General features: G+C 39.0%; 8 protein-coding genes. 3 read left to right on the top strand and 5 right to left on the bottom strand.

All coding sequences use genetic code 11. The features are described from left to right. The first annotated feature begins 170 nt into the window (after window positions 1-170). The 3 genes from HA632_RS05915 (at window position 171) to HA632_RS05905 (ending at window position 4,885) form a co-directional block, all read left to right on the top strand. Window positions 171-2,576: a thiamine pyrophosphate-dependent enzyme gene (locus HA632_RS05915; protein WP_176306289.1), complete on the top strand. Its 2,406-nt coding sequence runs from the start codon at window positions 171-173 to the stop codon at window positions 2,574-2,576. A 392-nt stretch (window positions 2,577-2,968) separates the two neighbouring features. Beyond that, window positions 2,969-4,291 (top strand): peptidase T, encoded by a 1,323-nt coding sequence (gene pepT, locus HA632_RS05910; RefSeq protein ID WP_176306288.1) that lies wholly within the window; start codon window positions 2,969-2,971, stop codon window positions 4,289-4,291. A gap of 12 nt (window positions 4,292-4,303) precedes the next feature. Beyond that, complete coding sequence (locus tag HA632_RS05905; RefSeq protein ID WP_176306287.1) at window positions 4,304-4,885, top strand: YdeI family protein; 582 nt, start codon at window positions 4,304-4,306, stop codon at window positions 4,883-4,885. Between the two features lie 145 nt (window positions 4,886-5,030). Here HA632_RS05905 and HA632_RS05900 read toward each other — a convergent pair whose 3' ends face one another. The 5 genes from HA632_RS05900 to HA632_RS05880 all read right to left on the bottom strand — a co-directional run bounded on the left by HA632_RS05900 (window position 5,031) and on the right by HA632_RS05880 (window position 11,711). Continuing rightward, on the bottom strand, window positions 5,031-8,627 hold the full coding sequence (locus HA632_RS05900) for a T9SS type A sorting domain-containing protein (RefSeq protein WP_176306286.1): 3,597 nt from the start codon (window positions 8,625-8,627) through the stop codon (window positions 5,031-5,033). A gap of 155 nt (window positions 8,628-8,782) precedes the next feature. Beyond that, window positions 8,783-9,061, bottom strand: a complete 279-nt coding sequence (gene yajC, locus HA632_RS05895; protein ID WP_176306285.1) for a preprotein translocase subunit YajC — start codon at window positions 9,059-9,061, stop codon at window positions 8,783-8,785. A gap of 15 nt (window positions 9,062-9,076) precedes the next feature. After that, window positions 9,077-9,577 carry a DUF1573 domain-containing protein gene (locus HA632_RS05890; protein WP_176306284.1) on the bottom strand — a complete coding sequence of 167 codons (501 nt, stop codon included), beginning with the start codon at window positions 9,575-9,577 and terminating at the stop codon, window positions 9,077-9,079. Between the two features lie 9 nt (window positions 9,578-9,586). Beyond that, window positions 9,587-10,492 (bottom strand): transcription antitermination factor NusB, encoded by a 906-nt coding sequence (nusB, locus tag HA632_RS05885; RefSeq protein ID WP_176306283.1) that lies wholly within the window; start codon window positions 10,490-10,492, stop codon window positions 9,587-9,589. 112 nt (window positions 10,493-10,604) lie between these two features. After that, window positions 10,605-11,711, bottom strand: coding sequence for a Glu/Leu/Phe/Val dehydrogenase (locus HA632_RS05880; RefSeq protein WP_176306282.1), 1,107 nt, complete (start codon window positions 11,709-11,711; stop codon window positions 10,605-10,607). Window positions 11,712-11,906 lie beyond the last annotated feature (195 nt).

The raw sequence follows: 11,906 nt of genomic DNA, 5'->3' as shown, positions 1-11,906 counted from the left end.
GTTTAAATATTACACATTTCTTTAGAATATTTAAATATCGTTGAAAATTTCTCAGTCAAGTCTATTTTTTTAGGTTTAAAATTATTGATACTGAAATTAGTTTTTTTCAACAGTATGGTGGAAATTACTTCTTTTTATTTAAATTTGTTACTTCAAGAAACTTTTCCACTATGACTGAAGCACAAACCAAGACCGAAATTACCTTCGAAGATTTCAAAGCAGAAGTACTTAACGATTACCGAATTGCCAAGATAAGCCGCGAATGCAGCTTGCTGGGAAGAAAGGAAGTATTGACCGGAAAAGCCAAATTCGGGATTTTTGGTGACGGAAAAGAAGTACCGCAATTGGCTTTGGCGAAAGCTTTCCAAAACGGTGATTTCCGTTCGGGTTATTATCGCGATCAGACTTTTATGATGGCAATTGGACAACTTTCAATCCAACAGTTTTTCGCAGGCTTGTATGGTCACACCGATTTAGCGCATGACCCAATGAGTGCCGGACGTCAAATGGGCGGACACTTTGCCACACATTCGTTAGACGAAAACGGGAATTGGAACAACTTGACCCAACAAAAAAATTCGAGTGCCGATATCTCTCCTACTGCCGGACAAATGCCGCGTTTGTTAGGATTGGCGCAAGCCTCCAAAATATACAGAAACGTTCACGGTTTAGAAGATTTGACAAAATTCTCTAACGCCGGAAATGAAGTGGCTTGGGGAACTATTGGCAACGCTTCGACTTCGGAAGGGTTGTTTTTTGAAACCATCAATGCTGCCGGCGTTTTGCAAGTGCCGATGGTGATGAGTGTTTGGGATGACGAATACGGAATTTCGGTTCACGCGCGTTACCAAACGACCAAAGAAAGCATCTCTGAAATCTTAAAAGGATTCCAACGCGACGAAGAGAATAACGGTTACGAAATCATGACGGTAAAAGGTTGGGATTACCCGACTTTGGTAGAAACCTATCAAAAAGCCGGTGCCATTGCCCGTGAACAACACGTTCCGGTTTTGATTCACGTAACCGAATTGACACAGCCGCAAGGCCACTCGACTTCGGGTTCACATGAACGTTACAAAAATGCCGAGCGTTTGGCTTGGGAAGCAGAATTCGATTGCTTGGCGCAAATGCGTACTTGGTTAGTCGATAACAATTTGGCCACAACCGAAGAATTAGAAGCCATAGACGAAGCTGCCAAAAAAGAAGTATTGGAAGGCAAAAAAGCCGCTTGGACCGCTTTTGTTTCGCCTATGAAAGAAGAGCAACAAGAATTGGTTTCGTTATTGAAATCCATTGCTGAGACGAGTTCGAATAAAGTGTTTATTGAAAAATACGCTTCAGAATTAGCTTCGATTAAAGAACCTATCCGCAAAGATATTATCACTACGGCACGTAAAGTATTGCGTTTGGTTGTCAAAGAAAGCGGTCAATCCCAATTGGCGACTTGGATTACGAATTACACGAATAAAATTCAGCCGAAGTTCAGTTCGCACCTGTTCTCGCAATCCGATAAAACGGTTTTGGGCGCGACAACTGTTGCCCCAACTTACGATGAATCAGCGGAAGAAGTGGATGCCAGATTGGTATTGCGCGACAATTTTGATGCGATTTTTAATAAATACCCTGAGTCTTTAATTTTTGGCGAAGATGCCGGAAATATTGGCGATGTCAACCAAGGCTTGGAAGGCATGCAGGAAAAATACGGAGAACTTCGCGTGGCCGATGCCGGAATTCGTGAAGCAACCATACTCGGACAAGGAATAGGTATGGCGATGCGTGGTTTGAGACCGATTGCCGAAATCCAATATTTAGATTATTTGTTGTATGCCATCCAAATCATGAGCGATGACTTAGCAACCTTACAATACAGAACCCAAGGCCGTCAAAAAGCGCCGTTGATTATCAGAACGCGTGGTCACCGACTTGAAGGCATTTGGCACTCAGGCTCACCAATGGGTATGATTATCAATGCCATTCGCGGGATTCACGTTTTGGTTCCGAGAAACATGACCAAAGCGGCAGGTTTCTACAACACTTTGTTGGAAACAGACGAACCGGCATTGGTAGTAGAATGTTTGAACGGTTACCGTTTGAAAGAAAAAATGCCAACCAACTTGGGCGAATTCAAAACCCCGATTGGCGTGGTGGAAACCATAAAAGAAGGAACTGATATCACGATTGTTTCTTATGGCTCAACATTAAGAATCATAGAACAAGCCGCGAAAGAATTATTGGAAGTTGGGATTAATGTTGAAATCATCGACGCACAATCATTGTTGCCGTTTGACGTGAACCACGACTGTGTGAAGAGTATCGCCAAAACCAACCGTTTACTGGTCGTAGACGAAGACGTTCCGGGCGGTGCTTCTGCTTACCTACTCCAACAAATTGTAGATGAGCAAAACGCTTACCAACATTTAGACAGCCAACCTCAAACGTTAGCCTCCAAAGCCCACCGACCGGCTTACGGCACCGACGGAGATTATTTCTCCAAACCTTCGGCAGAAGATGTTTTTGAAAAAGTTTACACCATTATGCACGAAGCAAAACCGGAGGAATATCCGAGTTTGTATTAATATTGAAAAGGAACCGGTTGGTTCCTTTTTTTTTGGCTTTTGTTGGACATTTCGAAAAACCCTGATTGTAATTACAACTTTCTTTCTTGTGACAATTTTGAAAATGGATATACATTTTGACACAGTTTAGTGACAATTCTTGAATTGGATTTGCATTTTGCCACACCACAATCGATTTAGCATTTTGAATCCCTTCGACTGCGCTCAGGGTGAAAGTTTTAGGAATCAATTGGGTTTTGTAAAATATAACAAACACTCTTTTTTTAAAACCGAGAACAATCCAATGCACAATTTGTCACCCTGAGCGCAGTCGAAGGGCAACCCAAAACTTCCCACTTCGTACCTCGTACTTTGTACTTCCTAATTATTATCTTTACAAAAAAAATAAAACCATGCAACACATCATCGACCGCTTCATCAGCTACGTCACTATCGATACCGAATCAGACCCGAATTCAACTACTACCCCGAGTACCAAAAAGCAATTCGATTTAGCCAATAAATTGGTGGACGAACTCAAAGCCATTGGCATGACGCAAGTCACGATTGACAAACACGGCTATGTGATGGCGACTTTGGCTTCGAATGTGAAACACAAAGTGCCAACGATTGGTTTTGTATCGCACTTTGATACGACACCCGACTTTACCGGAAAAGATGTCAAACCGCAAGTGATTCCGAATTATGACGGTGGCGATATTATTCTAAACAAGGAACAAAACATCGTTCTTTCGCCTAGTTACTTTAAAGATTTATTGCAATACAAAGGACAAACTTTAATCACGACTAACGGTTTGACTTTATTAGGTGCCGATGACAAAGCCGGTATCACCGAAATCATGACCGCGATGGAATATTTAATCCAACATCCGGAAATACAACACGGCAAAATCAGAGTGTGTTTTACGCCCGACGAAGAAATTGGTCGCGGTGCGGATTTGTTTGACGTAAAGAAATTTGGTGCCGACTGGGCTTACACCATGGATGGCAGTCAGATTGGCGAATTGGAATATGAAAACTTCAACGCTGCCGGTGTGAAGATTACCTTCAAAGGGAAATCGGTGCATCCGGGTTATGCCAAAGGGAAAATGATCAACTCGATGTTGATTGCCAACGATTTCATCAACGAATTACCCAAAGGCGAAACGCCGCAAGAGACTAAAGGTTACGAAGGATTCTTCCACGTGACCGGAATCACGGGCAGCATTGAGGAAACCAAATTGGAACTCATCATCCGCGACCACGATATGAAGAAATTCATCAAACGCAAGGAATTGGTGCACAAAATCACGAAGAAATTCAATAAAGCGTTTAAAAAGCAATTTGGCGAAGACATCGTGGTTTGCGAAATCAAGGACCAATACTACAACATGAAGGAAAAAGTAGAACCGGTAATGTTCATTGTAGATTTGGCCGAAAAAGCGATGAAATCTTTGGGCATCAAACCTTTAATCAAACCGATTCGCGGTGGTACTGACGGTTGTCGTTTGTCGTATATGGGATTGCCGTGTCCGAACATCTTTGCGGGTGGTCACAACTTCCACGGCAAGTATGAATATGTTCCCGTAGAAAGCATGCAAAAAGCGGTAGAAGTGATTGTGAAAATTGCAGAGTTGACGGCAACGACAGACTTTACGAAAAAGGAGAAAAAGGCTAAGGTTAAGGTTGAGGGAAAGGTTAAGGTTAAGAAAGAGAAAAAGGAGAAGAAAAAGTAACTCTTCATGAGCATGAAAGAAGATAAAAATCCCTGGATAAAAAACGACCAATGGACTGAAGAAATTGGTCGGTTAAGAGAAATTGTTCAAAAAACCGAATTGGTTGAAACCAATAAATGGGGTGGCGAAGTGTATACCATCAACAACAAAAATGTGTTGGGGATTGGTGCTTTCAAAAACTACTTTACCCTTTGGTTTTGGAATGGTGTTTTCTTAAAAGATGAAGCGAAAGTGTTAGTTAATGCCAATGAAGGCGTGACGAAAGCTTTGAGACAATGGCGTTTTACTTCGGCATCCGAAATCAATGAGAAATTGATTTTGCAATACATCAACGAAGCCATCGCGAACGAAAAAGCAGGCTTGTCTATCAAACCCGAAAAGAAAGAAGCGATGACGTGTGAATTCTTTCAAGCGGCACTCGATAACAACAAAGCCTTAAAAACCGCTTTGGAGCAACTGACGCCTTTCAAGCAAAAAGAATATTGGGAATATATGGCGACGGCCAAACAGGAAAAAACCAAAGTTACTCGCTTGGAGAAAATCACGCCGATGATTTTGGAAGGAAAAGGATTTAACGATAAATACAGGAAGTAGTATTAAGACTGGAGTATTAAGTATTAAGACAACAAAATCCATGACTACGAAAAGTCATGGAATTTTTATTTACAGCATCACAGTCCTAATACTTAATAGCTTTATGCTTTCTTAATAGTGGTGGTTAAAGTAATCGTTGTCTATGCTATGATTTAATCAGTTTAAACCATTTTTGACTGTTGGCGGTTTTAAGTCTGACAAAATACAAACCGTTTTGTCCGTTAATTGAGGAAGACACTTTGGTTACATTATTAAATTGCGCTTCGGAAATTAACTTACCGGTAATATCATAAACTTCTAAAGTACCGGATTCAAAAGAATCATTTAAGGTTATACTGAACTCGTTAGCGGTTGGATTGGGAACAATGACAAGATTTTCCAGTGCATTATTTGACCAATCGTTGTTGCTTAAAGTTGCATCATATTTAGACACTGCGCAGCTTTCTGTAAAGCGAACTACGGTTCCGTCAACACCATTAAATGCCGGCATGGCCAATCCAAAATCATTGTAGACTTGCGTAGCAGAAGTAGGATATCCCATATTCTTGGCTAAATAGAAATAATCTCCGTTTCCTTTGAAAAAGCCTGTAAATCCGTAAAAATGATTGACATTGCCACCATCGTTATTTAAAAACAATCGTTTTAAATTTCCGGCTTCATCATATACTGAAACGAAATAATCATACCTATTGATGGTTAAGCTATAGCCGTTATCGTTTGTACTGTCAAAAAGTGCAGTGCAATTATCACCGTCGTTTGTATTGTTATAAATTTGGCCTACCACATGAATTTCATTTCCCGATTTCAACAAGTTTTCTCCGAATCCATAATAGGTATAACCGGAACCTCTTATCCATTGACAAATTCCATTGGTATTGACTTTAGCTACAAAATAAGGTCCTTTTTGGGTTGAGACTATAGTTCCGTTAGTGTTTTCAAAAACGTGGGTAAAGTTGAGTGGTCCAAAATAATTATAGCCGGTATCGTTGGCACCGGTTAGGTATATCGTTCCGTCATTTTCAACAATCATTTTATTGGCATAAGTCAAATCACTCGGAAAACCATTGGCATCTATGGTACGACTTCTGAGTTTCCACAGAATTTCACCATTGGGATTCATTTTTACCAATCCGATTTTGGAACCGTAACTGCCATCTCCGGTGATAGTTTCTGAAATGGTATTGCTTCCTGCTTGATATACTTTGGCTTGCAAATCGAAATCCATAGTGAAATAAATATTGTTACTTCCATCAATTCCTAAATTGCTCAATCCGATTCTGTTGGCGGAATACAAATAGACTTTGGTGTCCCAAATTATATTACCCGAAGGAGAAACTTTTATGATAAGATTAGTCGCTTGAGGTGACACTACTTGTTGCCCTATTTCCTGAGCTAAAGCACCGTTGAAATACGTTTGAACAGTAGTAAAATCAGTTCGGAAACCCGACAAGGCTATCAGATTGTTTTGGCTATCCACTTCCATTTTTACAAAACCGAAGTAACTATTTTGCATGTACCAAATGAGTTCGCCTTTGGAATTCAATTTAATCAAATAAAGACCGGGTTGATTTAGTGTCGCAGATAAATTGGTACTTCTTCCGGTATTGTCAATGAACTTTCCACTGCCTTTTCCGGAAATATAAATGTCACCGTTTAAATCAACTGCAGTCGAATAAACGCCATTGTCATTGTTATTACCGAAAGCCGTATTGATATTATAAACGGTCCATTTGATGACACCGTTTCTATCGTATTTTGACAAATAGCCGCCTTTTTTTCCGTCCAAATTGAGTGTAACGCCGTGATTAGAATCGAATATCTCATTAAAATATGTTCCGCTGAGTAAAAACCCATCAGTGGTTGGTGTCATTTGAGAAATATCGGGATTATAACCGCCGGGCCAATTAGGATCGTTACTGTTATTGACCAATAAAAAACAGTCGGCTGCGGCTGCATCGGGTTCAAAAACATTGGGTTTTGACGCAACAACCGTATCATGACAATCATTATCAGACCAAGAATGCAAAGTAGTCGTTACCAATCCCGGTGCGCTGAAAGACAGTTGTGGATTTGGCAGCGAAGACGAAGATATTGATGCATTCGGAGTGAATTGCCAAGCAAAGTTTTGGGAATCGGTCGTATTTTCGAAAAACTCCACAGTCTCATTAACTTCGGCATTAATCAATCCCACATGAAAATCGGCTTTGGTTTCTTCTACGGTAATCAAGAAATTACCGGTAAACCTTCTTCCGCAGTTGGCCAAACTGTTTTGCGCATAAATATAATAGTTGTCCGTAACATCAATTAAGTTGGTGGTAAAAGTCAAATCTCCACCTGAACTTATCGCACTTTGACCAAAATTAGAATTGGGTTGCCCTTCCATTTTCAGGGTGTAAATTACGTTAGGTTCTGAATCGGCTACTTGAATTTGTATTGTTTCCTGTTTGCATAAAATGTTATCACTCAATGTAACCGTTTTGTCTATTTGCGGCGGGTTAACTACATTAATAATTTTAGTATCAGTAGATTGTTCTCCGGCGCTATTTTGGACCGTTAAAGAAATGGTATAGGTTCCTGCTGCCGGAAAATTATAGGTAAACGAATTGGTTCCGGTTTGCACTAAGTTATTGTTGATGTACCAACTGTAACTGTTGGCACTACCGGTTACAGCGTTTAAAGGAATTCCGCCAGGATAGCATCCACCATTGGCATTAATGCGAACATAAGGTTTGGTCGCTCCGCCGTTACCGCTGGTTTTTAAGATGACACCATTATTTCCAAAAGCATAAAAATCGGTAGTACCGTCTTGCTTCCAAAAATCCTTGATATGGTGGTTGAGCGATGCGACTTGCCACTCCACAGCAACGTTTGAAAAAGAACTGGTTGCATAAGAACTTCTGTAAATTCCGTTATTGGTTCCGATGTAAAAGTTACTTGAATTCAAGATAAAACCATTCGCATCGAGTGGACTGTAAAAATTTTGATTGTATCTGGTAATAAAGTTAGTTGTTGAGGACAAATCCGTATAAGAAAACGAATTGCCTCCTATCCCATATACATTTGAACTATTATTGTTTGAAAATAAAACATCGTGATTGGTAGCGTTATTGATTGGTACAACATTAACCGTTCCGAGGGAAAATCCACTGACAGAAGTTCTTAAAATCTTTTGATCAGTACCCAAAAGCAGTGCACTACTTGCAGTGCCTATACTTAACAAATCATCAGTTAAACCGGTTGTTATGGTATTGACTTGCGAATCACTAAATCTGATTAACAAACCGTCATCTCCAACTGCAAAATATCGGTCATAATTAATCGAGAAATCAATCTTATTCAACTTTGAATTATCCGGCCCGATGTACAATAGATAATAGGCCATCGACGGAATATTGATCATGAATAATACTGCCTTTTGAGTAACGGTATCTTGACCGCAAGCAAAAACAAACCCGGTATTGGTAGTGTTTGAAGGTTTTGAGTAGCAATGAGTGAAAACCGTATTTTCGTATATATCGGCAATAGCTGCATTATCGGTAATTTCAAATCGTGTCCAACTGCTTGCACCAACTCCACCGGTTGTGGTAAAGTACAATCCATTGGCTCCGCAGACCAATCCGTTTTCATCCAAAAAAACAGCTCCCGTTAGATTGTCGTTTATACCGGTATTGAGATTAACCCATTGGGCATTTGAAATAAAAGATTGAAGAAAAAAGCACAGAAAAAGTGTAAAATATTTCATTGAATTTATTAGTACTTGGTCTGATTAATGCGAGCCAAAAATAAACATTTTAACTCAGTAAAATTATTTAAAAAAAAATCCCAACATCACAACGATGAGTTTGGGATTTTATATTTGCTTTTTGATATTTCCTTGGAAATTTAGAATCCTGAAAACTATGCTTTCTTATTCGCAGCAGCAGTCAATTCTAAAGAAATCGCTGAACGCTCAATTTTTAGTTTGCCCGACATGGTTTCGATAACGGCTGTACCTTCTGATAACTCAGCGATTTTGCCGTGGAAACCACTTTTGGTGATGATTTTATCGCCTACTTTTAGTCCGGCTTCGAATTCTTTTTCTTGTTTGATTTTCTTTTGTTGTGGTCTGATCATAAAGAAATAGATCACCACAAACATTAGTAATAAAAACGGTAATTGACCTCCTAATTGTTCCATAATAATTGGTTTGTTTTAGTTCTTTTTGGGAACTTCGATGTTAGCTTTGATTTTTATTATTTTATTGCCTTCTTTGGTGTTACACATGATGGTAACGGTTTTAGTGGTTTCTCCTGATTTGCCTTTGGAATCAAAAGATACTTTTATCTTTCCTGATTCACCTGCTTTGATAGGTGTTTTAGGATATTCGGGCACCGTACATCCGCAAGAACCGCGTGCTGCCGTGATGGTCAAATCGGCTTCGCCGGTGTTTTTAAATTCAAATTCGTAAGTGGGTTTGTCTCCTTGTTGGATGGTTCCGAAATCGTGTTCTTCTTCTTCAAAAGTCATCACAGGATACTTTCCGTCTGCCGGTACTTGATAGTTGGGCAATGTTTTTGGTTTGGCTTCTGCTTCCGGTCGTTGCGCCGAAATGGTGTCTAACAAAACCTCTTTATCGTTTACATTTTCTTTTTTACAAGCGGTTGTCAACAATAATAGTGCGGCAACAACCATTAAATTCATTCTTTTTTTCATAGCTTATAATTACATTAAACCTCTGCCGGTTTTTTTGATTTTATCTTCATTTTGGAATTCTTTGACCAAATTATCTAAAATCCCGTTTATAAAAATACTACTTTTTGGGGTAGAATATTCTTTGGCAATTTCCAGATACTCATTGATGGTCACTTTAATGGGAATAGACGGGAATTTTAAGAACTCACAAATCGCCATTTTCAAAATGATGGTATCGATTTCGGCGATACGGTCGGCATCCCAATTGGGTGTTTTGTCGATGTATTCTTTGGCCAATTCTACTTCGTTTAAAACTGTTTTGCGGAATAAGTTCCCAACGAATTCTTTGTCTTCTTCGTCTTTGTAAAGCTTGACTACTCTAAAGTCATCCTTCTCCGAAATTTGTTTTAACTGCTTCTGAATTTGTGTATTCACCACCGGAATGTCATCCGTCCAAGTCAGTTTGTTGTCTTCCAAATATTCGTAGAGCTTGTCATTGGGCGCAATCAATTCGGTGAACATATCAACTACAAACTGTTTGTCTTCCTCAAAAGTATTGTTGCGGTTGCTCATGTATTTGGCATACAAGTCACTTTGTTTGATGTCATTGAGCAAAATCAAAATATAATCATCGTTCAATGACCAGTTATTGATTTTTCTTTTCTCCAATGCAATACTCAACGAGCTGTTGTCTTCCAATTGAAGTAAAACGGCATTATTGATAAACTTTTTGTTGGGATTTTTCTCTTCAGGCGTGGCCAAATGTTTTTTGCTGGAAGCTTCCAAAAAAACAATCTCCTTTTTTCTGATTTCTGTCAAAGTCGACAACATGATTAAATACAAATCCTGAATGTTATCAATACTTTGGATTAAGAACTTTTCTTCTTTCTCCAACTCCTCAGAATTTTTTTGATGCATCGCGTAGATAGATTGCATCACTTTTACTCGAATATGTCTTCTGTTTAACACCTGTAAGAACTTTTAAAATTAACAAAGCGAAAGAAGTTCTTTCGCTTTGCAAAAATAGGAATATTTTAAAACCTAATAATTATTTATTAGCGTTTTCTTTTTTTCTTTGGTCAATTCTGTTTTGCGCAATTTGCATCGCTGCTTGTTGCGTAGTCATATTATTTACATCTGCAAAGTTGAAAATCTCTAACGTAGTGTTGTAGATGTTCTCTGTCATGCGCATTGCTTGGTCTTTACCATATTTTACGATTTCACCGTAAACATTGATGATACCACCGGCATTGATTAAGAAATCGGGCGCATAAGCAATACCTCTTTCTCTTAAAATTTGACCGTGAACGGCTTCTACCGCCAATTGGTTATTGGCTGCACCGGCAATTACTTTCGCTTTGATTTTGTGGATGGTTTCATCATTGATGGTAGCTCCTAAAGCACATGGCGAATAAATATCAACCTCAGCGCTGTACAAATCAGCTCCGGTGTAAATTTTGGCCCCGTATTTAGTGACCATGTTTTCCATTTTATCTTGGTGAATGTCGGAAACAAAAACCTCCGCTCCTTCTTTTCTTAAGTAGCTGATTAAAGTTTCACCTACGTGACCTGTTCCTTGCACTAATACTTTTTTACCTTCTAAGTTTTCAGAACCGAATTGGTATTTGGCAGCTGCTTTCATCCCCATGTAAACGCCATAAGCTGTAACCGGAGAAGGATTTCCCGAACCGCCGATAGACTCAGAAATTCCGGTAACATATTTGGTTACTTTGTGAATTCTGTCCATATCTTCAGTCGTTGTACCCACGTCTTCTGCTGTGATGTATTTTCCGCTTAAAGAATTAACAAACTCTCCGAAACGCGTAATCATTTCCGGGGTTTTATCGGTTTTAGAATCTCCGATAATCACCGCTTTTCCGCCACCAAGATTCAATCCTGTAATAGCTGATTTGTAGGTCATTCCGCGAGAAAGTCTTAAAACGTCATTTAAAGCTTCCCATTCGTTAGCATAATTCCACATTCTGGTGCCACCTAAAGCCGGACCCATAACTGTATTATGAATACCAATAATTGCTTTTAAACCTGTATCTTTGTCATTACAAAAAACGATTTGTTCGTGATTGTCAAAAGAAAGTTGACCGAAAACAGGATCCATTTTTTTTAGCTCGACCGGTGTAGTGATTTCTGAAGTCATAATGAAGTGGTGTTAATTTAAGACTTTCTAAAAAGTCGGTACAAAAATAAAATTTTATTCAATAAAACGCACCCATATCAGGAATAATTAGCAAATTGTTAATAAAATCAATTTTAATAAAGAATACTATAATTTAACTATTCTCAATTTTTTTAACAGTATTTAAATCATTAAGCCCATTTCTTTAAAAATACC

Origin of the sequence: Flavobacterium sp. J49, from assembly GCF_011742145.1 — a bacterium.
Taxonomy (GTDB): domain Bacteria; phylum Bacteroidota; class Bacteroidia; order Flavobacteriales; family Flavobacteriaceae; genus Flavobacterium.
Note: the sequence above shows the minus strand (reverse complement) of the source record. Positions and strands in the feature narration are given on the sequence as shown.